Source organism: Mesorhizobium sp. LCM 4577, assembly GCF_001854795.2.
Classification (GTDB): domain Bacteria; phylum Pseudomonadota; class Alphaproteobacteria; order Rhizobiales; family Rhizobiaceae; genus Mesorhizobium; species Mesorhizobium plurifarium.
On record NZ_MDDU01000016.1, the window covers coordinates 1 to 23849 of the forward strand.

Annotated in this window: 22 protein-coding genes and 1 riboswitch; of the genes, 6 read left to right on the plus strand and 16 right to left on the minus strand. The window is 64.3% G+C overall.

Annotated elements, in window-relative coordinates; genetic code table 11:
- A partial coding sequence (locus LCM4577_RS18655) for a transposase (RefSeq protein ID WP_131803473.1) occupies positions 1 to 287 on the plus strand: 287 nt, incomplete at its 5' end.
- Between the two features lie 105 nt (positions 288 to 392).
- Here the strand turns inward: LCM4577_RS18655 and LCM4577_RS18660 are convergent.
- Together LCM4577_RS18660 and LCM4577_RS18665 are read right to left on the minus strand one after the other, a co-directional pair.
- The gene (locus LCM4577_RS18660; protein ID WP_071034950.1) at positions 393 to 1376 is read right to left on the minus strand and encodes a bifunctional riboflavin kinase/FAD synthetase; all 984 of its coding nucleotides are present in this window, start codon (positions 1374 to 1376) and stop codon (positions 393 to 395) included.
- A gap of 32 nt (positions 1377 to 1408) precedes the next feature.
- On the minus strand, positions 1409 to 2269 hold the full coding sequence (locus LCM4577_RS18665) for a TIGR01459 family HAD-type hydrolase (RefSeq protein ID WP_071034951.1): 861 nt from the start codon (positions 2267 to 2269) through the stop codon (positions 1409 to 1411).
- Positions 2270 to 2562: 293 nt separating this feature from the next.
- Here LCM4577_RS18665 and LCM4577_RS18670 point away from each other — a divergent pair, with 293 nt between their 5' ends.
- From LCM4577_RS18670 to LCM4577_RS18680, 3 genes are all read left to right on the plus strand, one after another.
- Entirely contained in the window at positions 2563 to 4461 is a 1899-nt protein-coding gene (locus LCM4577_RS18670; protein WP_052469047.1) for a pilus assembly protein, read from the plus strand.
- Positions 4462 to 4662: 201 nt separating this feature from the next.
- The gene (locus LCM4577_RS18675) at positions 4663 to 6636 is read left to right on the plus strand and encodes a pilus assembly protein (RefSeq protein ID WP_071072775.1); all 1974 of its coding nucleotides are present in this window, start codon (positions 4663 to 4665) and stop codon (positions 6634 to 6636) included.
- A gap of 157 nt (positions 6637 to 6793) precedes the next feature.
- Positions 6794 to 7426, plus strand: coding sequence for a LysE family translocator (locus tag LCM4577_RS18680; RefSeq protein WP_041009656.1), 633 nt, complete (start codon positions 6794 to 6796; stop codon positions 7424 to 7426).
- 22 nt (positions 7427 to 7448) lie between these two features.
- On the opposite strand, the gene LCM4577_RS18685 is transcribed toward LCM4577_RS18680, so the two are convergent.
- Complete coding sequence (locus LCM4577_RS18685; RefSeq protein WP_040980935.1) at positions 7449 to 8273, minus strand: DUF2189 domain-containing protein; 825 nt, start codon at positions 8271 to 8273, stop codon at positions 7449 to 7451.
- A 238-nt stretch (positions 8274 to 8511) separates the two neighbouring features.
- Between LCM4577_RS18685 and LCM4577_RS18690 the strand changes: the two genes are divergently transcribed.
- On the plus strand, positions 8512 to 9018 hold the full coding sequence (locus tag LCM4577_RS18690; RefSeq protein WP_071072777.1) for a CAP domain-containing protein: 507 nt from the start codon (positions 8512 to 8514) through the stop codon (positions 9016 to 9018).
- Positions 9019 to 9033: 15 nt separating this feature from the next.
- Here LCM4577_RS18690 and LCM4577_RS18695 read toward each other — a convergent pair whose 3' ends face one another.
- The 12 genes from LCM4577_RS18695 to LCM4577_RS18750 all read right to left on the minus strand — a co-directional run bounded on the left by LCM4577_RS18695 (position 9034) and on the right by LCM4577_RS18750 (position 22170).
- On the minus strand, positions 9034 to 10011 hold the full coding sequence (locus LCM4577_RS18695; RefSeq protein ID WP_198541060.1) for an isopenicillin N synthase family oxygenase: 978 nt from the start codon (positions 10009 to 10011) through the stop codon (positions 9034 to 9036).
- 78 nt (positions 10012 to 10089) lie between these two features.
- Positions 10090 to 11622 carry a DHA2 family efflux MFS transporter permease subunit gene (locus LCM4577_RS18700; protein ID WP_071072780.1) on the minus strand — a complete coding sequence of 511 codons (1533 nt, stop codon included), beginning with the start codon at positions 11620 to 11622 and terminating at the stop codon, positions 10090 to 10092.
- A 298-nt stretch (positions 11623 to 11920) separates the two neighbouring features.
- A complete protein-coding gene (locus LCM4577_RS18705) occupies positions 11921 to 13120 on the minus strand; it encodes an HlyD family secretion protein (protein ID WP_071072782.1) in 1200 nt (399 codons plus the stop codon).
- A complete protein-coding gene (locus tag LCM4577_RS18710; RefSeq protein ID WP_071034959.1) occupies positions 13117 to 13596 on the minus strand; it encodes a MarR family winged helix-turn-helix transcriptional regulator in 480 nt (159 codons plus the stop codon). Before LCM4577_RS18710 ends, LCM4577_RS18705 begins: the two co-directional genes overlap by 4 nt.
- A gap of 155 nt (positions 13597 to 13751) precedes the next feature.
- Positions 13752 to 14738: an iron ABC transporter permease gene (locus LCM4577_RS18715; protein WP_083354772.1), complete on the minus strand. Its 987-nt coding sequence runs from the start codon at positions 14736 to 14738 to the stop codon at positions 13752 to 13754.
- Between the two features lie 29 nt (positions 14739 to 14767).
- On the minus strand, positions 14768 to 15715 hold the full coding sequence (locus tag LCM4577_RS18720) for an ABC transporter substrate-binding protein (RefSeq protein ID WP_071034961.1): 948 nt from the start codon (positions 15713 to 15715) through the stop codon (positions 14768 to 14770).
- A 31-nt stretch (positions 15716 to 15746) separates the two neighbouring features.
- Positions 15747 to 16535, minus strand: a complete 789-nt coding sequence (locus LCM4577_RS18725; RefSeq protein WP_071034962.1) for an ABC transporter ATP-binding protein — start codon at positions 16533 to 16535, stop codon at positions 15747 to 15749.
- On the minus strand, positions 16532 to 16912 hold the full coding sequence (locus LCM4577_RS18730) for a DUF1636 family protein (protein WP_071072786.1): 381 nt from the start codon (positions 16910 to 16912) through the stop codon (positions 16532 to 16534). Before LCM4577_RS18730 ends, LCM4577_RS18725 begins: the two co-directional genes overlap by 4 nt.
- Before the next feature lie 89 nt (positions 16913 to 17001).
- Positions 17002 to 17207, minus strand: a riboswitch (cobalamin riboswitch).
- 335 nt (positions 17208 to 17542) lie between these two features.
- A complete protein-coding gene (locus LCM4577_RS18735; protein ID WP_071072791.1) occupies positions 17543 to 18478 on the minus strand; it encodes a helix-turn-helix domain-containing GNAT family N-acetyltransferase in 936 nt (311 codons plus the stop codon).
- 80 nt (positions 18479 to 18558) lie between these two features.
- The gene (locus LCM4577_RS18740; RefSeq protein ID WP_071072793.1) at positions 18559 to 19695 is read right to left on the minus strand and encodes an alanine racemase; all 1137 of its coding nucleotides are present in this window, start codon (positions 19693 to 19695) and stop codon (positions 18559 to 18561) included.
- Positions 19692 to 20972, minus strand: coding sequence for a D-arabinono-1,4-lactone oxidase (locus tag LCM4577_RS18745; protein ID WP_071035014.1), 1281 nt, complete (start codon positions 20970 to 20972; stop codon positions 19692 to 19694). Before LCM4577_RS18745 ends, LCM4577_RS18740 begins: the two co-directional genes overlap by 4 nt.
- 13 nt (positions 20973 to 20985) lie before the next feature.
- On the minus strand, positions 20986 to 22170 hold the full coding sequence (locus LCM4577_RS18750; protein WP_071072795.1) for an MFS transporter: 1185 nt from the start codon (positions 22168 to 22170) through the stop codon (positions 20986 to 20988).
- Between the two features lie 114 nt (positions 22171 to 22284).
- Between LCM4577_RS18750 and LCM4577_RS18755 the strand changes: the two genes are divergently transcribed.
- On the plus strand, positions 22285 to 22911 hold the full coding sequence (locus tag LCM4577_RS18755) for a TetR/AcrR family transcriptional regulator (protein ID WP_071072797.1): 627 nt from the start codon (positions 22285 to 22287) through the stop codon (positions 22909 to 22911).
- A 6-nt stretch (positions 22912 to 22917) separates the two neighbouring features.
- Here LCM4577_RS18755 and LCM4577_RS18760 read toward each other — a convergent pair whose 3' ends face one another.
- Complete coding sequence (locus LCM4577_RS18760) at positions 22918 to 23814, minus strand: LysR family transcriptional regulator (RefSeq protein WP_071034968.1); 897 nt, start codon at positions 23812 to 23814, stop codon at positions 22918 to 22920.
- Between the last annotated feature and the right edge of the window lie 35 nt (positions 23815 to 23849).

The following is a 23849-nucleotide window of genomic DNA, read 5'->3' on the forward strand; positions in this document are numbered from 1 at the left end:
CCCTCCAGCCGGGTGACATCGTTGTGATGGACAATCTCGGCTCTCACAAAAGCAAGGCTGTTCGGCGCGCCATTCGCAAAGCCGGTGCGAGGCTCTTCTTCTTGCCCAAATACTCGCCAGATCTCAATCCAATCGAACAGCTCTTCGCCAAGCTCAAGCACTGGCTGCGAAAAGCGGCAAAGCGAACCGTCGAAGCCGTTTGCGATGCAATTGGCCAAACCCTCAATCGTGTCACTCCACACGAATGCTCAAACTATTTTGCAAACTCAGGCTATGACCGGAGCTAATCTCATCCCGCTCTAGCTTTTTCCGCACAATCGGACACCCGCATTCGGTGAAATGCTTCACCCACGCGGGTCAGCCTTTTGATTGAGCGGTAGGCTGAAGACGATCTAGAACGTGATCTCGGCGTCCAGCTGCGAGAGCGGGCGAACGCCCGCCAGCAGCGCCCTCGCCTCGGCCTCGTCGTTTTTCATCTGCGCCCCCAGCGCGTCGAGACCATCGAATTTGAGCTCGGGGCGCAGGAAGCCGAAGAACGACACCTCGCAGGTCTCTCCGTAGAGATCGCCGGAAAAATCGAAGACGTATGTTTCGAGCAGCGGCGCGCCATTGTCATCAACGGTCGGACGCCGACCGAAGCTGGCGACGCCGTCATGAAGCGTGCCGTCGGCGCGACGGAAACGGACGGCATAGATCCCTTCCTTCAAGGCCGCTTCCGGCGAAAGCCGCATATTGGCGGTCGGGAAACCGAGGGTGCGACCAAGCTGCTGGCCGCCGATCACCTCGGTCTCGACGGTGAAACGGTAGCCGAGCAGTCCGGCGGCCTCCTCCACCTTGCCTTCGGCAAGCAGTTCCCGGATGCGGCTCGACGAAACCACCTCGGCGCCTTCATCGCGGAAGGCGTCGACCAGCGTCACGCCGAAGCCGTGCCGCTCTCCGGCCGCCATCAGAAAAGCCGGGCCGCCCTGGCGGTCCTTACCGAAATGAAAGTCGAAACCGGTGACGGCGTGGCGGATGCCAAGGTTCTTCTCCAGCACGTCGGTCACGAAAGCCTCGGGCGAAAGGGAGGCAAAATCGCGGGTGAACGGCTGCTCGACCAAAGCGGCAAAGCCAAGTCCGGCGAGCAGCCGCGCCTTCATCGGCGGCGGCGTCAGCACGAAGAGCGGCACTTGTGGCCGGAAAACCTTGCGCGGATGCGGCTCGAAGGTGAGCACCAGGGCGGGCACGCCATTGCGGCGGGCCTCAGCCAGCGCGCGCTCCAGGACGGATTGGTGGCCGCGATGGACACCGTCGAAATTGCCGATCGCCACAACGCCGCCGCGCAGATGGGCGGGCAGCGGCGCGACCGCCGAAAGACGTTCGAAGGCTTGCGTCATGTCGAAGCGCCCGTCATGGCCAGACCACCAACCTATTGCAGACGTGGAATGACGGCGACCGGCCGGTAGCCGTGCTTTTCAAGGAAGCCCGCCAGCCTTTCCGGATCGGGCCGCAGCGGATCGCCATAGTCGCGAGCGTGGATGCCGCCCGAGACGTAGAGCACATCGAAACCGTTGTCGGCCGCGCCCTTGACATCGGTCATCATGCCGTCGCCGATGGCGAGAACCTCGCTGCGCTCGACGGCGCGGCCGAGAAGGCCGGCGACCTCCTTCATGGCGACATCGTAGATCGGCGCGAAGGGCTTGCCGGCAATCAACGTGCGGCCGCCCAGTTGGGCGTAATCGCGCGCGAGCGCGCCGGCGCACCAGATGGTGCGCTCGCCGCGCTCCACCAGGATATCCGGATTGGCGCAAATGAACGGCAGATTGCGCGCACGCAGCCGCTGCAGCAGCTCGGCATAGTCGGCGGGTTTCTCGACCTCGTCGTCATAGAGGCCCGTGCAGACGATGCCGGAGGCCTCGAACTCCTCGACGAGATCGACGTCGAGCCCGTCATAGAGGGTGAAATCGCGCTCGGGACCGATGTGAAAGATCTTCCTGGGTCCCTCTGCGATCAGGTCGCGGGTCACATCGCCGGAGGTGACGACCCGGTCGCAGGCATCGGCGGGAACCCCGATGACCTTCATCTGGGCGACGACGTCGGCGCTGCGACGCGGCGAATTGGTGATCAGCACGACAGGCACCTTGGCCACGCGCGCCCTGGCAAGCGCGGCGGCTGCGGCCGGAAAATGCCATTCACCATTGTGAACGACGCCCCACACGTCGCACAGGATGGCAGCGTAGCGCCCCGCCAGATCGTCGAGCGAAGCGATGATGTCGGGCGAATCCGCCATGCCGTGTCCTTGGTTTTGATCCTGGCAAGGCCGCTGCGGCCCCTTCGGTTCAGGGGTCGCCACGGCAGGTCCCGCATAACCGAAGCGCTTCATCCTGTCACGAGCTTTCCCCGCCGCTACCATCGCGGTCCATCCCGCAAGCCCGCAAAGCACAAGGTTAACGCGCCGTCAAAAAGGCAGTGCGTGGTTGATTGTTTCGCGCAAGCTGAAATTTAACGATTTATGACCATGGTAGCAGACCGTATACGACCAACGTCGTAGCTCAATATGGATCCTTGGCGGGGGTAAGCACAATGATCCGCGATTTTTTTCGCGATAAGCGTGGCAATTACGCCTTGATGACGGCCATCACGATGATCCCGCTGATGGGCGGCATCGCATTGGCGGTCGACTATACCGAATTGGTGCGGGAGCGGCAGGAGACGCTGAACGCGCTGGACGCGGCCGGCATCGCGACGGCACAACAGATCGTCGCCGGCGCCAGCGACACCGACGCCAAGGCCTACGCCAAAACTTTCTTCGAGGCCAATCTCAGGCACGTCCTTCCGGCGAATACGACGCTGACGGTAACGCTGCCCAACAACAATGCCGGCGGCGGCACGCTGGTGCTCGAAGCCGCCCTGAAATACAAGCCCTATTTCCTGCCGGCCGCGGTCGCGCTGCTTGGCGGAACGGCCGGCCAAACGAACCTCGCCTTCTCGGCAAGATCCGAGATCCGGCTCAAGAACACGCTGGAAGTAGCGTTGGTGCTCGACAATTCCGGATCGATGAGCCTGAACGGTTCAGGTACCGGCCAACAGCGAATCGAACTCCTCAAGACCGCCGCTACCGAATTGGTGACCACGCTGGCCGGACAGGCCGATTTAATGCGGCAGGTCAGCAAGCCCGTGCAGTTCTCGCTGGTCCCGTTTTCTGCCTCGGTCAATGTCGGCCCGTCCAACAAGGACAAGAGTTGGATGGACCAGGATGGCATTTCGCCCATCCATCATGAGGATTTCGATTGGTCACAGATGTACAAGAACGCGTCCGGCTATGATCCGAACAAGTACATCGAGAAAGTCGGCGATATCTATTACAAGCGCGGCAGCGGCTGGGGCGCAAGCCAAAATGCGAAGGCAACGCGCTTCAGTCTTTATGGCGATGTCATGGCCACTACTCGAACCTGCTCCAAAAAGAACAGCAACGGTTCATGCCAGACATACACTTACACGACGGCTCCCTATGAGGCTTGGCGAGGCTGCGTAGAGGCCCGGCCCTACCCTTACAATGTTGACGACACAACTCCGGCCCCAGGCACTCCCGCGACGCTGTTCGTCCCCATGTTCGCCCCCGACGAAGCAGGTAATCTGTGGACTGACAGCACGCGCACCAGCACGAATTCGTGGGGCTACAGCAACAACTGGTGGATAGATTCGAGCGACGGTCTAACAGTGACCAAGCGCCAAGCGGATATGCGGAAATATTTTCTAACCAAACCGTACAACGCTTCGACCGTGTCGGCAGACGATGGCCCCAACGCCGGTTGCACGACAAGCCCGATCACACCGTTGCAGGATGTAACGACGACTATCGGCAAGCAGACAATCCTCAATGCCATAAATGCGATGACGCCTACGGGCAACACCAACGTGCCAGAGGGACTCGCATGGGGCTGGAGGACTCTTTCCAGCAATGAGCCTTTCACCGAGGGCCGAGATAATAACGAAAGAGGCAACGACAAGGTTGTCATCGTGCTCACGGATGGCGCCAACACCTATAGTTCAGTCAACGATGGCAGCTACGCCAAGAACAGATCAACCTATGCCGCTTATGGATATACAGGGCTGGCATATCCCGGTTCGGGCTCGGTGACCCGCCTGTTCATGAACACCAGCTCAGCCGTCGGCAAAAGCACCTATACGGACGCCAACTATACCGCCGCTCTCGACGAGCAGATGCAAACGCTATGCGCCAACGCCAAGGCTAATAACATCATCGTCATGACTGTTTCCCTTGATCTCAGCAATCAAAAAACTGCCGAGAAGAAGGCAATCTCGGCGCTTACGGCCTGCGCGTCGGATTCGCGTTTCCGCAAGGATCCGACCGACCCGACCAAGCCAGCGAAGCTGTTCTGGAATTCGACCGGCGCAACGCTGTCGGACGACTTCAAGGCGATCGGCAACGAATTGTCGAACCTTCGCATCGTCAGCTGATCTGCTCGGACAAATGATCGACGACGCCCGCTCGCAAGGCGGGCGTTTTTCGTCGCGCGGCATGGCCGCGGTCAGTTGGCTTGGTTAGCGCTTGGTGAAGCCTCCGTTAAGCAATCGAGCGGTTTGCCAAACCGGTCCTTCAGCGTTTTGTGGAAGTGTGGCCTGGCGAAAATCCGTCGGCGGGGGGCCGCTTCAAGTACAATGCGCAAATTCTGGCATCAATTCTGCCGTGACCGCCGCGGCAACTATGCGCTCATGACGGCAATCGCCATGGTGCCGCTGATGGGGGCGGTGGCGATAGCTGTCGATTTCAGCGAGCTCAATCGCCAGAAGCAGATGGTGCTGAACGCGCTCGACGCCGCCAATTTTGCCGCCGCGCGGCGGCTTGCCGAAGGCGCCACCGACGACCAGATCAGAGCCTACGCGGTCGACTTCTTCAACGCCAACCTCAACAACATCGACCCCGCCGACATCTCGCTCAACATCACGCTGCCGACCAACCAGGCCGGCGGCGGCCTGCTCACCATGAGCGCGACGCTGAACTACCATCCTTACTTCTATCCATCCTCCTCGCTGCTCGTCGGCGCGTCGACGGTCGACGCGAACAAGCCGATCACTCTCGCCATGGACTCCCAGGTGCGGCTGAAGAACACGCTGGAAGTGGCGATGGTGCTCGACAATTCGGGCTCCATGACAACGCCCGGCACAGGCACGGGACAGAAGCGCATCGACTTGCTCAAGCAGGCCGCCAAGCAGCTCGTCGACACGCTGGCGCAGCAGGCGGCGCAGATCAAGCAGATCGACAAGCCGGTCCAGTTCAGCCTCGTGCCGTTCGCGGCCTCGGTCAATGTGGGGCCGAAAAACGACAATGCCTCCTGGATGGACACCTACGGGCTGTCGCCGGTCGCCAATGAGAATTTCGACTGGTCGACGCTGAATGCGCCGGACAAATACGCCCAGAAGACCAACGGCATCTGGTATAAAAAGGGTACCGGCTGGGGCACGGAAGAGGGTCAGATATTGACTCGCTTCGAACTCTATCGGGACATGAAGGTCGTCACCAGCCACGAACGTATCGCCGGCAGCAAGCGCGTCGTCTGCGACGAATATCGCGACAACCACACCTGCAAGCGCAGCCACGACGAATACGACTATATCGACACTTACGGACCGTTCGCCAGCTGGCAAGGCTGCGTCGAGGTCCGGCCTTATCCCTATAATGTCGACGACACGCCGGCCTCCGGCGGCCCCAACAACACCGGCATTGGCGTCGGAAACCCCGCGACGATGTTCGTGCCGATGTTCGCCCCGGACGAACCCGGCAACCACTGGTACGTGACCCAAGACCCCGATGAGCCGAGGCCGGTGACCTATGGCGCGGCCAACAGCTGGTGGAACGACGATCCCTCGAGCACCACCGGCAAGACCAGGCAGTCGAACATGGCCAAGTATTTCATGCCCCGGCCAATCGATGCGCCGGTGCTGTCGAAAGGCGCCGGCCCGAACTATAGCTGCACCACCACGCCGATCACGCCGCTCACCGACGTCACAACCACGGACGGGCTGGCGGCCATCAAGGCGGCGGTCGATCTGATGCAGCCCAACGGCAACACCAACGTGCCCGAAGGCATGGCCTGGGGCTGGCGCACCGTCTCCAGCGCGCCCCCCTTCACCGAGGGGCGGCCGGAAACCGAGCGCGGCAACGACAAGGTTGTCATCGTGCTCACCGACGGCGAGAACACCTATTCGACGGTCAATCCCGACCCGGCCGGCAACAAGTCGACCTATGCCGCCTATGGCTATACCGGCGTCGGCTATAACGGCACTTCGGTCACCCGCCTGTTCGGCGGCACGTCGAGCGCCATCGGCCAGTTCAACTATTCGTCGAGCAACTACACCGCGGCGATGAACGAGCAGATGGCGAAATTATGCGACAATGCCAAGGCGGCCAAGATCATGGTCATGACGGTCGCTCTCGACATGTCATCGACCGATACCAGCGACCAGAAGGCGATGGCCGCGCTGAAGGCATGCTCTTCCGATTCCCGCTTCCGCAAGGATCCGACCAACCCCAGCAAGCCGGCCAAGCTGTTCTGGAACGCCACCGGCGCGACGCTCTCCGACAATTTCAAGGAGATTGCCAACGAGCTGTCGAACCTGCGGGTGGTGGGTTAAGCACGCCGGCGTGGAAATTGCTGATCTCCCCCGCAAGGGGCGAGATTGGCCGCTTCGCCGATTTCGCCAATCATCACCGCTGGCGCAAAAGCTGCCGCAGTCAAGGTCTTGCGGCCGGTGGACGGCCGTGATGAGTCCTTGGCCGAATGGAGCCCCAATGCCCGACGCTGCCAACCACCTCACCTTCGCGCTGATCTGCCTCGGCATGGTGCTGACACCGGGCCCGAACATGATCTACCTGATCTCGCGCTCACTGTCGCAAGGGCCGAAAGCCGGGCTGATCTCTCTCGGCGGCGTGGCGCTGGGCTTCCTGTTCTACGTGGTGTCGGCAGCCTTCGGCATCACCGCGCTCATCTTCGCCGTGCCTTACGCCTATGACGCGCTTCGCTTCGCCGGTGCGCTCTATCTGCTGTGGCTCGCCTGGCAGGCGCTACGGCCCGGTGGGCGCTCTCCGTTCCAGGTGCGCGAGTTGCCCAGGGACCGGCCGCGCAAGCTTTTCGTCATGGGGCTGATGACCAACCTGCTCAATCCGAAGGTGGCCGTGCTCTATCTTTCGCTGCTGCCCCAATTCATCAATCCGGCCAAGGGCCATGTTCTATCGCAGCTTCTGGTGCTCGGCGTGACGCAGATTTCGATCAGCCTCACCGTCAACGCCATCATCGCGGTGACCGCCGGCTCGATCGCGACTTTCCTTGCCGGACGACCGTTCTGGCTGGTCGTCCAGCGCTGGATGATGGGCACGGTGCTGACGGCGCTGGCGCTGAAGATGGCGACCGAGGCGCAAAGATAGCCGTCCCTCCGGACCAGCCGTCCTACATCGGCCGGCGCACCGGCCGGATCTGTTCCGGCTCGACCACCTTGCGATAGAGATGCCAGGTCGCGTGGCCGAGGATCGGCATGACGACGGCAAGGCCGGCAAACAGCGGGATCGAGCCGACCACCAGCAATACGGCGACGGTCAGGCCCCAAAGCGCCATCGTCAGCGGGTTTGCCATCACCGCGCGGGCCGAGGTTTCGATCGCCGAAACGGCGCCGACGTCGCGGTCGAGCAGCAGCGGGAAGGCAACGACGGTGGTGGCCAAAACGACGACGGCGAAAACGAAGCCGACGGCGTTGCCGACCAGGATCAGCGTCCAGCCCTTGCCGGTCGTCAACACGTCGCGCACAAAAGCGCCGACCGAAGCGGGCGGCTCGGCGCCGAACAGGCTGGTGTAGAGCGACTGCGCGGTGAACAGCCACAAAAGGAACAGCGCGAAGAGCAGGATGCCGATGACCGCGATCGACGGCAGCGCCGGCGAATGGCGGACATCGAGCGCATGCCGCCAGTGGCTGTTCATGCCCAGCTCGCGCCGGCGGCTGATCTCATAAAGGCCGATGGCCGCGAACGGGCCGATGAGCGCGAAACCCGACATCAGCGGATAGACGAGCTGAATGGCGTTCGAGCCCGAGCTCCATTGCGTCAGGATCAGGCCGACGATCGGATAGACCAGGCACAGGAACACGTAATGCGAGGGCTTGGCCCAGAAATCCTCGGCGCCGAGCTTCAGCGCGTCCCAAAGATCCGAGGTGGAGATGCGGCGCACCGTAGGCTGCACATGCATCCCATACGCATCCGCCATGACATGAAAACCAGCCATAACCGTCCTCCGTTTGTCAGTGCATGTGCGCGAAAACCAGGAGGTTCTCGCCACGCAATCATGCGCCAGATCAACGCGGGTCGGTCACCGCTTGCGGTGGCCGCCCCTGGCTGCCACTTCAAGAACGACCGCATCATAGCCGATCTTCCGGGAAAAGTCGCCGCTTCACGCGATTTTCATCCCTTGCCTTTCATCTCCTGCCCGGCAAAAGCCACGATCGGCGGTATCAGAGAGCCGGATGAGCATCTCGATCACCGCCCTCCCCGACCTCAACCGCCGCATGCTGCTCAAGGCAGCCGGCCTGGTGGCGCTTGCCGGCATCGCGGCCTGCAGCACAGTCACGGTGCCGACCGGCGAAGGCGCCGGCGCCTCTTCGTCCGCCACGGCGACACTGGCCAGTATTCGCAGCTCCGCCGGACTGCCGGCGCTGACCCCCGACACGCAGCTCGAACAGGCGGCGCTGCAGCAGGCCGGCTACATGGCCTCGCGCGAACGCATGAGCCACACCACAGGCTGGGGCAAGGATTTCGCCTCGCGCATGAAGGACAACGGCGTGCGGGGCGCCGCGGCCGAAAACATCGCCGAGGGCCGCTTCGACCTTGAGAAGCTATTCGACATCTGGATGCATTCGGACGGCCATCGCCGCAACATGCTCGATCCGGACTTCAGCCGCTTCGGACTGGCCTATGTGCGTGACGGCCGCGATCCTGCCTTGCGCTACTGGGCGCTGGTGCTCGGCCGATAGGCCGTCGGCCCGGCCCTATCTCGTCGTCGCCTTGAACTTGCCCATCAGGTATGGCCCGGAGCGCACCGGCTCGTATTTCGGCACCTCGCCCTTGGTTAGGCATGCGTCCAGAACCGTGATCTCGGCATCCCAGTTCGGCTGGTGGAAGAAGGCCATCGACTGCCGGCGATCCTTGCCGCCCTGCTCAGCCGGCGGGTTGACGACGCGATGCACGGTGGACACCCAACGGTCGTTGGTCCAGCGCGCCATCAGGTCGCCGATGTTGATGACGAAGGCGCCGGGAATCGGCGGCACCTCGGCCCATTCGCCGTCCGGCGTGACGATCTGAAGTCCGCGTGAACCCGCCTGCGGCAGCAGGATGGTGAGGCTGCCATAATCGGTATGGGCGCCGGCGCGGATCTGGCCGGGCTTCGGCGCGACATGCTGCTCTGGATAGTTCAACGCCCTCAGCGCGCTGATCGGCGTATCGAGGAAAGCGTCGAAATAGGTTTCCGGCAGGCCAAGCGCGGTGGCGAAGACCCGCATGATGCGCAGCGCCAGGTCCTCGAGAGCCGCGTAATACGCTTTCCAGGCTTCGACGAAGCCCACGGGCTCGGCCGGCCAGATCGTCTCGGCATAGCAGAAGGCCAGCGCCTCCGGGTCCTTCATGCCCGGCGGCACGCGGAGGGGCCCGCCGTTGAAGCTCTCCTTCAAATCCGGCGGCGTGTCGACATTGCGGGATTTTGCCAGCGCCTCGAGCTCGGGGCCGAGATATCCGTAGGGATAACCCTTGTAGGGCGCCTTCGAGCGCTGCTTTTCCTCGGGTGGCAGGTCGAAGAAAGCCTTCGCCTTCGACCAGGCGGCGTCGATCACTGCCTGCGGAACGCCGTGGTTCTTGATCGCCAGGAAACCGGTGCCGCGACAGATCTGGTCGACCTCGCGGCCGAGCGCCTTCTTCTGCGCGGCGCTCGCAGTCTCGAATTGTCCAAGATCGAATACGGGAAATGTCTGCATCGCATTCATCCGACCACTCAACGCTGGAACGATGCAGCTTGTCCCGGCTGTGATCTAGGACCAACCGGCGCGGCGGTCCTAGTCCATGTGCGCCGCGGGCGCCCCGCCCGCCGGCGCCGCTTTCGGCTTGCGCAGCAGGATGACGAACGGGATCGCGACCAGCGTCATCACCATCAGGAGCTTGAAATCGTTGATGTAGGAGATCATCATCGCCTGGGCGTTGACGGCCAAGTCGACCTGCGAAAGCGCCGCGGGATCGCCGGCGGCGGCTGCCGGCGACGCGGCCCACAGGTTCGGGTTGTACGGGTTGATGAAGGTCGAAAGCTCGGTGTGGTTGATCTGCGTGTTGCGCACCATCAGCGCCGCGACCACCGACACGCCGATCGAGGAGCCCAGATTGCGCACCAGGCTGAACAGCGAGGTGGCATCGGTGCGGTAGCGCGCGTCGAGCGTGGCGAAGGCGACCGCCGACAGCGGCACGAACACCATGCCCATGCCGAGACCCTGGATGACACCCGAGGTGATGATCAGCCAGTTGTCCATCTGCGGCGTGAAGCTCGCCATGGTGTAGAGCGACTGCGCGGTGAGCAGGAAGCCGATTGCGACGAGGATCCTTGCGTCGATCCTGTGCATGATGCGGCCCACGACCAGCATGGAAATCATCGTGCCGATGCCGCGCGGCCCCAGCACGACGCCGATCGTCACGGTCGGATAGCCGAAGATGTTGGCTAGCATCGGCGGCAACAGCGACATCGAGGCCAGGATCAGCACGCCCATGACGAAGATGAAGCCCAGCCCGGTCACGAAATTGCGATCGAGGAAGATCTTTGGATCGATGAACGGATGCTCCGATGTCACGGTGTGGATGATGAACACCCAGAAGCCGGTGAGCGACAGAGCGAGTTCGATCCAGATCTCGGCCGAGTTGAACCAGTCGACCTCGCCGCCGCGGTCGAGCAGAAGCTGCAACGCGCCGACGCCGAGCGAGAGCATGGCGAAGCCGAAGAAGTCGAAGCCCCGCACGCGCTTGGCGATGACGGGGAGATAGGCGGCCATGCCGAGGAAAGCGAGGATGCCGACGGGCAGGTTGATGAAGAACACCCAGCGCCAGTTGAAGTTCTCCGTCAGCCAGCCGCCAAGCGTCGGCCCCAGGATCGGCCCGAGCATGATGCCGGCGCCCCAGATCGCCATCGCCTGGCCATGGCGCTCCTTCGGGTTGATGTCGAGCAGAAAGGTCTGCGACAGCGGCACGATGGCGGCGCCGAACACGCCCTGCAGCAGACGGAACAGCACCATCGTCTCGAGGCTCCAGGCGAGGCCGCAAAGCATGGAGAAGATGGTGAATCCGACGACAGATGCGAGGAACAGTTCCTTGCGGCCGAGCCGGTCGGCGAGCCAGCCGGTGACCGGCGTCATGATCGCCGCGGCCACGATATAGGAGGTCAGCACCCAGTTGATGTTGTCGGGCGACGCGCCGAGATCGCCGGTCATGGTCGGCAGCGCGACATTGGCGATCGTGGTGTCGAGCGCCTGCATGATCGTCGCCAGCATCAGCGCGACTGTGATCAGTCCGCGATGCGGCACTTCCTTGAAGGCTTCGGGCTTGCTCATGACGCTGAACTTCCAGCAGGTAACAAAAACGTGTAAACTGGGCTTCCGGGCGGCAAAGCCTTCCGTTGAGAGACCCTCATCGCGGTGGGACGCGACTATCGATGTGGGGGTTACATCGACCGAAAGTCTCTGTTGGAGCGGATGCCTGCCGCCCGGAAACCTGAGGACCGACGGGTCCGTGTCGAAGGTTTCGGTTTTGATCGCGCCGCCAAGCGGCTGATCTTAAACGCTTGTCCTTCCCACTCCTCCCATCAGACCAATCCCCTGCTCCGCCCCCGAATTCGCGGGGGGCGTATTGTTACTGCGCGTGCTCCCCTGCCGTGGCGTGGCCGAAGATCGACGGCAGGCCGCGCGCCACGCCGGTGTCGACGGTGACGGTCGCGCTCATGCCGGTGCGCAGCGCCATCTTGGCATCGGGATCGGTCAACTCCAGGCGCACGGGAATGCGCTGCGTGACCTTGACCCAGTTGCCGGTGGCGTTTTGCGCAGGCAGCAGCGAGAACTCCGCGCCGGTGCCGGCGCCGATCGCCTTGACGGTCGCCTCGAAGGTGCGACCCGGATAAGTGTCGACGACGATCTCGGCCTTCTGGCCCGGCTTCATGTTGGTGAGCTGGGTCTCCTTGAAATTGGCGTCGATCCAGGTATCGCCGGTCTCGACCAGCGCGAAGAGCGGCGTGCCGACCGAAACATACTGGCCGACCTTGAAGGAGGCGGCCTGGTAGATGATGCCGTCCGCCGGCGCCTTGACCGTGGTCTGCGCCAGGTCGTAGGCGGCCTTGTCGCGCGCGGCGAGCGCCGCCATCACGGTCGGATGCTGGTCGGTCGCGATGTCCGGATTGCCGCCGAGCGCGGCCTTGGCGCTGACGATGCCCTGCTCCGCGACGGCCAGCTGCTGCTTGGCCTTGTCGAGGTCGTTGCGGGCCTGGTCGAGCGAGGACTTGGCATTGATGCCCTTCTGCGCGAGATCGGCGGCACGGTTATATTGCGACTGCGCATAGTCGACCTCGCTCGAGGCGGACTTCTCCTGCGCCATCGCCTGGCTGTAGGCGGCGCGCAGTTGCTCGACGTTGAGGCGCGCGGCGGCGACCGCCGCATCGGCCTGGGCGAGCGCGATCCTGTAAGGCTCGGGGTCGATGACAAAGAGAAGGTCGCCCTGCTTGACCAGCTGGTTGTCGGCGATGCCGACCTGGACGATACGGCCCGCCGTGTCGGAGGCGACCGAAATCCTGGCCTGCTGCAGGTTGGCGTTCTCGGTTTCCTGATAACGGCCGCCCGTCACCCAGACATACGCGCCGCCGGCAAGCAGCGCCAGCGGCAGGGCGACCATCAACAGGAAGCGGCCAAGGCGGCGCTTCTTCTTGGGCGCGACCGGGGCCGGTTGGGGCTCAGGCGGCGTCGTAACCGGAGCGGCCGCCGGCTGCGCCGGGGCTTCCGCGACCGGCTGCGCCGAAGCGAACTTGGTGACGTTGTCGTCCTCTATCTTGGCTGCCGCGTTCATGCTGCCTGCCCTTCTGTATTCTTGATCTTTTCCAGGGACGACGTCTCGCCGTCCGTCAGATTCTGCACGATGGTGTCGAGCACCCGGATCAGGACGCGGCGTTCCTCCGCCGACACGCCGGTCAAGGATTCTTCATAGACCTCGCCGGCCAGGCTCTTTACGTCGGCATAGGCCGCGTTTGCCTTCTCGGTCGGGAAGATCATGCGCACGCGCCGGTCGGTCGCGTCCTGGCGGCGTTCGATCCAGCCGCCCTCCTCCATGCGGTCGACCAGGCGGGAGACGCTGATCGGCTCGATTTCGAGGAGCTCGGCAAGCCGCGCCTGCGCGACGCCCGCCTCCTTGGCGACGCGGACGAGCAGGCGCCATTGCGCCGAGGAAAGACCCAACCCGCTGGCGCGCGCCTCGAAACGCTTGCGCATCAGGCGCTGCACGTCGTGGATCAGAAACCCCAATCTGTCGATACCATCAGAAACCATGAGCGATACATATAATAAGCGTGCTTACTATTCAAGAGGATGCTTTGTTCCAGAAGCCGGCAAAGCGACATGGCAGACATGCAACGCCCGGAAAGGTTAGCGATCGATGAAATACGGGGTCGATGCCGGGCAGGCTGCACCAAAGGCGCGGGATATCACGGCCGGCGGCGCATCAGCATGGTGACGACGAAGAAGGCGCCAAGCGAGCTCGTGATGATTCCGATCGGCAGTTCCTGCGGCGGCAAAAGCGTACGGGCAAGCAGATCGCTGGCCAAGAGCAAGATCGCGCCGAAGAGCGCGCAGGTCGCTATCAGCGGCCGGTGCAGCGGACCGGCCAGCGGCCGGCCGAGATGCGGGATCATCAGGCCGACGAAGCCGATGACACCGGCCACGGCAACGAGAATGGCGGTCGCCAGGGCGGCGACGAGGAATGTCGTGYGGCGCATCCTCGCCACCGGAACGCCGAGGCTCTCGGCGGCGCTTTCGCCGGCGAGGAAGGCATCGAAACGGCGGTGGTTCCGCAGGCCGTAGGCGAGGATGATGCCGGCACCAAGCGCCGCGAGGCCGATATTGTCCCAGCGGGCAAGTCCGAGCCCACCCATGGTCCAGAACAACACCGAGTGCGCGGCGCGCTGGTCGCCGGCGAAGACGAGATAGTTGGTCAGAGCGGTGAACAGGAAGGAGACGGCGAGGCCGGCAAGGATTAGTCGCTCCGGTCCCTGCCCCTTCACTCGCGACACCAAGAGAAGCACGATCGCCGCCGCCAGCACGCCACCGGTGAAGGCGGCGAGCGGGAGTGTCCAGATGCCGAATGTGTCGCCGAATACGGTAATAACGGAGACTGCACCGGCGGCCGCGCCCGAGGAGAGGCCGAACAGGAACGGGTCGGCGAGGTCGTTGCGGGTGACCGTCTGCAGCAGCGCGCCGACGACGCCGAGGCCGGCGCCGACGGCGATCGCCAAGAGCGCGCGTGGCAGCCTCAGGTCGACGACGATGCCGCCGACCGGGCCGGACGGGCTCTGGCTGTCGAGCCCCGCCGCATGCGCCAGCGCGCCGACGACCTCGCGCAAGGGGATCAGCGTCGAGCCATAGGCGATCGAAAGCAGCGCGAGCGCGACCAGCAGGATCGCGCCCAGCGCCATCGCCAGGACGAATGGCTTGCGCCGCGGTCTCAAAACGCTTCCGGATGCATGGCCCTGGCGATCTTGCCGATCGCCTCGATATTGGCGGGCCCCGGCGTCAGCTCGGCGTAGCGGAGCGCCACGAAGCGCTCGTTCCTGACCGCGTCGGTCTCCTTCATTGCCGGATGCGCTTTGAGGAAATCGAGCAGTTTCCTGTAGCCGCCGCCATCCTGGTAATCGAGCAGGATGAGGAACTGCGGATTGCGCGAGGCGACCGTCTCCCAGTCGGTGTTGCCCCAGCTCGTCGCCATGTCTGCCATGATGTTCTCACCGCCCGCGGCAGCGATCATGGCGTCGGGAATGGCGAATTTGCCGGCGGTGAAGGGCTTGTCCTCGCCGGAATCGTAGAGGAAGACGCGCGTGCCCTTGGCGTTGCCCACTTTCGCGGTGATGCCGGCGAGCTCGGCCTTCCAGCCGTGGACCAGCTTTTCGGCCTCCGCCTCCTTGCCGAAGATCTTGCCGAGCTTCTCGACGTCGCCATAGAGCAGGTCCATCGAGGCGGCGGGACGGTTCTTGTCGAGATGGACACAGCTCTCGGTCAGCACCAGCGTCTTGATGCCGTGCGGAGCGAGCGTGTCGGGCGTCACCTCGCCGCCCGGCTTCATGCCGTAATACCAGCCGGCGAAGAAGAAATCGGGCTGCACGGCGACGAGGTTCTCGAGCGTCGGATATTTCGGCGCCAGCTCGGGGATGGCGCCCTGCTCGGCCTTGAACTCGGGCCCGACCTTGTACCAGCCGGTGATGCCGGTGAGCCCGACGATGGACGGCTGCAGCTTAAGCGCGAAAGCCATCTCAGCCATGTTGAGATCCTGGATGACGGCGCGCTTCGGCGGCGCGTCGAAGGTAAGCGGCTTGCCGCAACTGTCGACGGTGACCGGGAAGGCGAAGGCGGCCGAGGCGACAAGCGAGAAGGCAAACGACAAAGCGAGGCGTTTCACGGGGCATGCTCCTTGTTTGTGTTGGGCAGGTTCAGGATGGCGAGGAAGCGCGCGTGGGCAGCTCGAAGACGGTGAGCTCGCGGTCCTCGGTCGGGTGCCGCAGGCGCAGCACATCGATGCCGAACACCTCGCGGATGAGCGGCTGCGCCAGCGCGTCGCGTGGCGGCGCCAGCGCGCGCAGCCGGGCGTTGCTCATCACTGCGACGCTCGTGGCGAAGGGCGCTACGAGGGCCAGATCGTGCAGCACGGCGACCACGGTCATGTTGAATGCGGCGACCAGCTCGAGCAGCTCGCCGCGGGCGCGCGGATCCAGGTGGTTGGTCGGTTCGTCGAGAAACAGGATTTTCGGCTCCTGGGCGATGGCGCGGGCGAGTTGTGCGCGCTGGCGTTCGCCACCGGAGAGCGAACCGATGCTGCGCGCGAGTAACGGCAATAGCCCGGTCCGGCGCAGCGCTTCGACGACGATGTCGCGATCGTTGTGCCGGCGCCTCAGGCCGGCATGCGGGACGCGGCCGAGCTCGACATAGTCGATCAGCGCCAGCCGTGGATCCGGCTGGTCCGTCTGGCCGACGACGGCAATGCTCAGCGCCCGCTCGGCCGCGGTGATCCTGTCCAGCCGGCGTCCGGCAAGGCGAACCTCGCCGGCGCTCGGCCGGAGCGCGCCGCATAGCATGCGCAGCAGCGTCGTCTTGCCGGCGCCGTTGGGGCCGATGATCGCGAGCCGCTCACCCGCCGCCAGCGACAGGCCGACATCCTCGACCAGCGTCCGGCCGTTTGCCATGGCACGAAGAGCGCGGGCTTCAAGCAGGGGCGCGCTCACCGGACCTGCTCCCTGCCCCCGGCCGGGATGCGCGCCAGTATCTTGCCGGCGAGCCTTGCCGGGCGCTGGTCGGAACTGCACCAGCCATCGGCCAACGAGGCATAGAGTCTGGCAAACTCGACTAGCGCGCCGGCATCGGTGCCGCTGTCGATCGAGCCGAAGAGATAGCTGGCCTTGCCTTGCGCGTTGAAGGCGACGGTCAGTGGTCGCGAACAGCCGGCCATGCAGTCGACGGTCTCGACAGCAAAAGACGACGCCAAAGTCCCGGCAAGCCTGGAGCGCAGTTCGGCGCACAGATCCTCGCCGGACCTCAGCCTGGTCACGGTGTCGCGGCATAGCGAACAGACGATGATACGATGGTATGCGGTGTCCAGCATTTCCGTCACTTCCCAAAATGGCGACGGAAGGATGCCGGACGAGTCGGCCGAAAGGCCGGTGCCCGCGTCTCCTCCCGGCACACCCCGTCCGGTCAACTCGTGTCGATGGCAGGTCTCCTGGCTCGCGGGTCGTTGCGCCATCCGCCTTCCCAGCCTTGCCGGCCAGTGGCGTTTCGGATGGAGCTCGCCGCTCACAGTTGCGGGGGCAGYCACGGCCTCGACCCGGATAGGCCTCACCGTGTTCCCTTTTCACCCCTCGCCTTGCGGTTCGGGGACCATGACGTAACGATCGTAGGTAGTCCGGCCGCGAGTCGCAACGGGCTTCCGCGCAACCTTGTCACCGTTCGAAGCGACCTGCCTGAAAAGATGCATTTCCGATTGATATGTAATAACGTTACATACAGCTGGCGGAGGCGCTTTTGTCAACCCCCTTCTCCAGCCGTCGCGACCAACATCGGAGAATTTTCAGAAACCGTTCGGGTTTCGAACATGGGCACAGCGTCGAGACGGCTGAAGAGCTCCAGCGGGGTGGAACGTCAGGATTTCCTGGTACACCTCTTATCCGTCTCGGCGCTGCGCGCCGATCAGCCTTCTCCCCCGTGAGCCCGCAAGGGGAGACGGGAAAGAGAGCTAAAGCTCCAAATTCCAGGTCTGGCCGACCAAGTCCTTGCCGAAGGAATGATGGCGTTCCTCGTCGACCAGCTTGAAGCCCGCGGCCTGGTAAATGCGGCGGGCCGAGCCAAGAATGTCGTTGGTCCACAGCGTCAGCGTCTTGTAGCCCTTGGCTCGAGCAAAGGTGATGCATTCGTCGACGAGCCGCCGGCCAATACCAAGGCCGCGCGCCGACGGTTCGACATAGAGCAGCCTGAGCTTCGCCACCTTGGGCGATTTGCGCATGACGAAGACCGAGCCCACCACCTCGCCTTCGCGCTCGGCGATCCAGCTGCGCTCCCATTGCGGGACGAAATTCTTGACGAACTCGCCGAGGATCTCGGCGACCAGCGCCTCGAAGGTTTCGTCCCAGCCATATTCCTGCGCGTAGAGCATGCCCTGGCGACGCGTGACCCAGCCGATGTCGCCGACCTGCAGCGGCCGCAGGATATAGGGCACCTTCGGCTCGGGCCTGTCGCCGAGCAGGTCCTGCACCGTGCGCATGGCCTTGACCAGCCTCTCCTGGTCGACGGGCGCCAGGCGGTCGAGCAGCGCGCGCACCTGGTCGTGCGAATCCCGGTTGAGCGGCGCGAAGGCCTCCCTGCCGGCCGGCGTCAGCGCGATCGAGGCCCGGCGCGCGTCCGCCTCGCTTGCCTCGCGCTCGACCAGGCCACGCTCCTCGAATTTCTTCAGGAGCCGGCTGACATAGCCGGGGTCGAGGCCAAGGTCGCGCACCAGGTCGCTGGCGACCAGCCCGTCGCGATTGGCAAGCTCATAAAGCACCCGCGCCTCGGTCAGCGAGAAAGCGCTCTTCAGCAGGCCCTCATCGAGCAGGCCGATCTGGCGGGTGTAGAAGCGATTGAAGGCGCGCACCGTATCGACGCGTTTCTTGCCGGGGTGATCGTGGATGGTCATGGGAGTCCTCCTGTCGTGGACAGGATCAATCATTTAGTTGACTGAGTCAATAAAATGATCATCACGGCTTCGTGCGTCCCTCACCCCATCGGCAGCACCGGCCAGAACTCCACGATCCGCCCGCCGGCGAACACCGCAATCGCGCCGAAATGCTGCAGCACCGCCTCGCTCTGCGTCGGCCGCAGGAAGGCGTAGTCGCCGGGCTTCACATCGGCGCCCGCCGGCAGGCCCATGAATTGCTGGTTGGACGACAGCCCGATCAAGCCGTTCGGCTTCATGCCTTCGGGAAACGCCGGCTCGGCCATCCACTTGCCGCCATAGAGATAGCAGCCCTTGCGCGGAAAGAGGCCGAGCGCCTGCAATGCCCTGGAAACCRCCGGCGGACCGGGCAGCATCGGATCGAGCGCCTTGAGGATCGGCGTTGCGATGAAGGCCGCCGGCTGGAAGCCGCCGAGGCCGGGCGTGTCGAAATCCCCCGGAAGCACGAAGGCCGAGCCGATCGACACTTCGTTGACGACGCCGCCGCCATGCAGCAGCGCGGTCTTGGAGCCGCCGATGTTGAGGATACGGCGCTGGTCCGGATCGAGGGCGGCGATGAATTCGGCGGCCTTGGCGGAGGCCCGCTTCAGCGCCTTGGCCGCGCCGCCGAACAAACCGGGAATCTCCGGCGCATGCGCCTCGTAGGCCATGATGCCTTCGCAGCGCAGCCGCTCCGGTATCGTCAGCGCCTTGATCTCGGCGGGGCTGAAAAAACCGCCGCGATGCAGGCCGACATCGACCTCGAAGGCGAAGCGCAGTTCGGTGTCGAGCGAGGCGGCCAAGGCGCCATAGTCGGCCAGCCGCGCCGGCGTGTCGATCAGCCAGCAGACACGCGACCACCAGCCGGCGCCGCCTCTGGTCAGCGCGACCCTGGCGGCACCGACCGGCATAGGCTTGCCATAGAGCAGGTCGCCCTCGGGAAAGGCGTCGAGCACCGCCTGCGTCACGGGCGGATGGAAGGTCATGAAGCGGTTGGTTTCGAGTGCTCGCGCGATGTGCGAGAGCAGCGGCAAGCAGGGCAGCGACTTGTCGACCAGCCGCACGGCAAGGCCCGGCGCCAGCCTCTCCTTCACCAGCGCGATGTTGCCGTCCAGCCGGTCGCGGTCAAGGACAAGGCAGGGCCGGAAAATATCGGCGGCTTTCAGCGCCTCGGACAGAGCGGCGAAATAGTCTCTCATCGCTCAATACCGAACAGGCCGGCCATATAGGGCGACACGAAACGGTTGTCCGGGTCGATGTCGCGCCGCACGGCAAGCGCGTCGTCCCAGCGCGGATAAAGCTTCTTGAAGTCCGCCGCCTTCAGGCTGTGCATCTTTCCCCAATGCGGCCTGCCGCCATACTTCAAGAAGATCGGCTCGGCGGCGCGCATGAAGGGCAATGGGTCGTTCGCCGCGTCGTGGTGGATGGCGATCGAGCAGGTCAGCCTCTTGTAGAAGGGCGAAAGCCAGAATTCGTCGGGTGCCACCGAACGCACCTCCATCGGGAAATAGACTTCCGGGAAGTGCTTCTCCGTCAGCGTGATGATCTCGGCCAATGCCTTTGGACCTTCCTCGTAAGGCAGGTGGTACTCCATCTCGTTGAATTTGGTGCGACGGTCGCTGACATAGACATTGAGCCAGTCCTGCACATAATCCTCTGCCGGCACTTTCCTGACCGCGCCCATTATCAGGGCGCGGCGCAGCCATGGCAGCCAGCGCAGCACCGTCCGCAGCTTGCGCAGCGTCGCCAGACCCGCCTCGTCGTCCTCGGTCGGCCGCGGCGTCGGCGCGGCGTCGCTCAGGTCGCTGGCGATGAACTGCGCGTAGCCGGAAAACGGAATGTAGTAGAATTCGGCCGAACGGTGCGCGGCCATCATCGCCTCGAAATCGCGCAGCATATCTGCGATCGGCAGCACCCATTTGCGGCGGCGCAGCCGATAGGTCGCAATGTTGTTCATCGTCACTTCGGTCAGCACGCCGAAAGCGCCCAGCGCGACGCCGGTGGCGTGGATCATGTCCTGACCATTCGCCCGGCCATAATCGCGCAGCTTGCCTCGCCCATCCACCAGCTGCAGCGCCTCGAGCTGCGTGTGATAGGCGCCGAGCGTCGGACCCGAGCCATGCGTTGCCGTGCCGAGCGCGCCGCCGATCGCCTGCTTGTCGATGTCGCCCATATTGGGCAGGCCCTGGCCGATGTCCTGCAGGATATGCATCAGGGCGCCCAGCCTTGTCCCCGCCCTCACCCGCGCCCGGTTGTTCGCGGTATCGTGCGAGATCAGCCCTTCGATCTTCTCCAGCGAGACGATAGTGCCGTCCGATTGCACCAGCGGCGTGAAGGAATGGCCGGCGCCGGCGACGCGCAGCGGTGCGGGCGCCTTGCGCACCAGCTCGGCCAGTTCGCCGGCGTCGGCGGGCGTCGCGATCGATTGCGGGGAGGCTGTGACGAAGCCGGACCAGTTGCTCCAGGCTTTTGCCATCATGATCCTCCTCTCAGGGCTGGCCGCGGCGGCGCGCGACCAGCACGAAGACGCCGAGCAAAAGCACGCTCGCCAAAGCGGTGGCGGCGGCAAATTCCGGCACCGGCCGGAAATTGTCGCCTTCGATCAGAAGCGAGGCGGCGATCGGGCCGATGGCGAGGCCGAAGAGCTGGGCAGCCGGCACCAGGAGGGCGGCGGTGCGCGTCTCGTCGGCTGTGATGGCGAGGCGGATCTGGTACGGCACGATGAAGAGCAGGATGAAGCCCATCACCAGAGCCACTGCCCAGAACACCGAAAGACCCGGGCCGGACGCGAGCAGCACCGAGCTGATCGCCGCGACGATGCCGATGATCGTGATGGCGAAGCGATAGTCGATGCGCGCCTCGAAGATTGTCGCGGTCATGGCGCCGATCACCTGCGCGGCAAGGCTTGCCGAAACCATCAGGCCGACGGTGCGGCCGTCGATGCCGAACTGCGCGCCGATCGGCTCGAGAAAAGCCCAGACGGCCCCGAAGAACATGAAATAGCAGAAGATCGACAAAAGCGCGGTGATCGCCGGCACGGTCGCGACATTGGCGAACTGCTCTTCCTTGGGAAGGTCGGCATAGTCGTCGGGCACGGTCCAGGCGACGGCGAGCGAAAGCAGACAGACGATGCCGAGCGCGATGAAGCCGCCGGCCGAGCCTGCTCGCGGCACGGCATAGAGCGCGAGGATCAGCGCCAGCGCGCATTGCGCCAAGGTCTGCAGCGTGACGAAATAGCCGCCAATGCGCTCGGCCCGGCGCGAGCGGGCGATCAGCTCCGTCGCCACGGCGACCAGCCCGCCCTCCGCGAGGCCAGCCAGCGTGCGTGCGCCGATCAGCGCATTGGGGCTGCCGGCGTAAGCGGTCCAGACATTGGCGAACGCCAAAAGCACGAGCAGCACCGCGCTCTTCCAGCGCATGTTCCTGGCGGGAAGCAGCATCGCCACGATCGCCGAGCCGATGGCGATCGCGATCATCTCGGCGGTGGCCATCAGCGCGAGCTCGTCGCCAGTGACGTGGCCTTCGGTGTAGAGCGCGCCGAGCAGCACCGGCTGCAAGCCGAGGATCAGCAGGCCGACCGAGCCGATCCACAGCGCCGAGGCCAGTTGCAGCCCGGTCGGATTGCCGACAAGCCAATCGCCATTTTCCGCCTGCGCGGCTTGCGATGCGGTCACGAGGCGCTCTCCCTTGCAGCTCGGTCGGAAAGCTGACAAGTTGTCAGCATTTGGCGAAACTGATACTTGATCATGTTTCTTGTCAACCGCGAATTCGCGTGAGTGATTTGGCGCATGACGCAGATGAGGCGAAAAGCGACGGAACCGCGGCGCAAGCCCAAACAGGAGCGCAGCCGCGAGCGCATCGACGCGATCCTCGCCACGACCATGCGGCTGATCGGCGAAAAAGGCATCGACGCGGTGACGATGAAGGAGGTGGGCGCGCTGGCCGGAGGGCCGATCGCCACCGTCTATCATTATTTTCCGTCGAAGTCGGCGATCCTGGCGATGCTCTACGAGCGCTTTTCCGAGGAAAGCCGGGCGCGGCTCCGCGAGATCGTCGCGAATGTGCGGGAACGCAAGGACGTGATGCCGGCAGCTGACCGACTGCTCGATGATTATCGCGGCCGCGTGGCCGGCGATCCGGCAATCCAGGATTTGCAGAACGCGATCCAGGCCGACAAGGCGCTCAAGAATCTCGATATCGCCGAGACCAAGCGGCAAGCGGAGATGTTCTGCGAAACGGTCGTCCCGTTGATCGAGCCTGAGCAACGCGAGGCTTTCGCCCGGATCGTGTTCCTGATCTTCCAGCTCGCCGGCGGCGTCGTGCGGCTGGCGCTGACGCAAGACGAAGCGGAAGGACGGATGACGATCGAGGATTATCGCTCGATCATCCATGCGCAGTTGCGGTTGTTTCTCTGAGCGCGATCAGGGATCCAGCTTCGGCCCCAGAATCTCCACCAGCCAATCCACGAACACCCTCACCCGCGGCGATAATTGCCGGCTCGGCGGATAGAGCACCGAGATCGGCGTCGGCGTCGGCGGATTGTCCGGCAGCACCTCGATCAGCCGGCCCGCTTCGATGTCGGCGGCGAAGCGGCGGCGCGGCGCCTGGTAGAGGCCGAAACCCTGGCGCACCAGCGTGGCGGCGGTGTCGGAATTGGAAACCGTGACGCGCGACGGCAGCACGATCTCGCGGGTCTTGCCGTCGACGGTGAATTCCAGCGGCATCACCTGGCCGGTGCGGGACGAGACGAAGCCGATCATCATGTGCCCGGCAAGCTCCTCCAGGGTGCGCGGCAGTCCGTGGCGCTCGACATAGGCGGCGCTGGCAACCGTCGCCTCGCGCGCCATGCCGATGCGGCGCGCGATCATATCGCTGTCGGGCAGCGTGCCGGCGCGGACCACGCAATCGACACCCTCGCGCACCAGGTCGACGAAGCGGTCACCCTCGCCGATATGCACGCTGAGCCCTGGATAGCGGGCAAGCAGGGCCGGCAGTTCCGGAATGACGAAGGTGCGGGCCATGTTGCCGTTGATGTCGACGCTGAGCCGGCCGCGCACTTCGCGCGCGCCGAAGGCGCCCTCGGCGTCCTCGATGTCGGCGAGGATGCCGATGCAGCGCTGGTAGTAGGCTTCGCCGTCAAGCGTCGTGGTGACATGGCGTGTGGTGCGGCGGAGCAATTGCACGCCGAGCCGCTCTTCGAGCTGCTTGATCGCGGCGGTGGCGCTGGAGCGCGGCAGGCCAAGATCGGCCGCGGCGGCGGTGAAGCTGCGCCGCTCCACGACCCGGGTGAATAACCGCATGCTGTCGAACCGGTCCATGACCGATTGTTCGCACAGACTGAATAGTGTTGGCA

Excerpts from the sequence above, each read along its gene's own strand:
- LCM4577_RS18705 (WP_071072782.1), bottom strand. The coding sequence starts at position 13,120 with ATGAACGCGGCAGCCAAGATAGAGGACGACAACGTCACCAAGTTCGCT.
- LCM4577_RS18700 (WP_071072780.1), bottom strand. The coding sequence starts at position 11,622 with ATGAGCAAGCCCGAAGCCTTCAAGGAAGTGCCGCATCGCGGACTGATC.
- LCM4577_RS18675 (WP_071072775.1), top strand. The coding sequence starts at position 4,663 with ATGCGCAAATTCTGGCATCAATTCTGCCGTGACCGCCGCGGCAACTAT.
- LCM4577_RS18680 (WP_041009656.1), top strand. The coding sequence starts at position 6,794 with ATGCCCGACGCTGCCAACCACCTCACCTTCGCGCTGATCTGCCTCGGC.
- LCM4577_RS18690 (WP_071072777.1), top strand. The coding sequence starts at position 8,512 with ATGAGCATCTCGATCACCGCCCTCCCCGACCTCAACCGCCGCATGCTG.
- LCM4577_RS18710 (WP_071034959.1), bottom strand. The coding sequence starts at position 13,596 with ATGGTTTCTGATGGTATCGACAGATTGGGGTTTCTGATCCACGACGTG.
- LCM4577_RS18665 (WP_071034951.1), bottom strand. The coding sequence starts at position 2,269 with ATGGCGGATTCGCCCGACATCATCGCTTCGCTCGACGATCTGGCGGGG.
- LCM4577_RS18670 (WP_052469047.1), top strand. The coding sequence starts at position 2,563 with ATGATCCGCGATTTTTTTCGCGATAAGCGTGGCAATTACGCCTTGATG.
- LCM4577_RS18735 (WP_071072791.1), bottom strand. The coding sequence starts at position 18,478 with ATGACCATCCACGATCACCCCGGCAAGAAACGCGTCGATACGGTGCGC.
- LCM4577_RS18695 (WP_198541060.1), bottom strand. The coding sequence starts at position 10,011 with ATGCAGACATTTCCCGTATTCGATCTTGGACAATTCGAGACTGCGAGC.
- LCM4577_RS18660 (WP_071034950.1), bottom strand. The coding sequence starts at position 1,376 with ATGACGCAAGCCTTCGAACGTCTTTCGGCGGTCGCGCCGCTGCCCGCC.
- LCM4577_RS18745 (WP_071035014.1), bottom strand. The coding sequence starts at position 20,972 with ATGGCAAAAGCCTGGAGCAACTGGTCCGGCTTCGTCACAGCCTCCCCG.
- LCM4577_RS18760 (WP_071034968.1), bottom strand. The coding sequence starts at position 23,814 with ATGGACCGGTTCGACAGCATGCGGTTATTCACCCGGGTCGTGGAGCGG.
- LCM4577_RS18685 (WP_040980935.1), bottom strand. The coding sequence starts at position 8,273 with ATGGCTGGTTTTCATGTCATGGCGGATGCGTATGGGATGCATGTGCAG.
- LCM4577_RS18730 (WP_071072786.1), bottom strand. The coding sequence starts at position 16,912 with ATGCTGGACACCGCATACCATCGTATCATCGTCTGTTCGCTATGCCGC.
- LCM4577_RS18755 (WP_071072797.1), top strand. The coding sequence starts at position 22,285 with ATGACGCAGATGAGGCGAAAAGCGACGGAACCGCGGCGCAAGCCCAAA.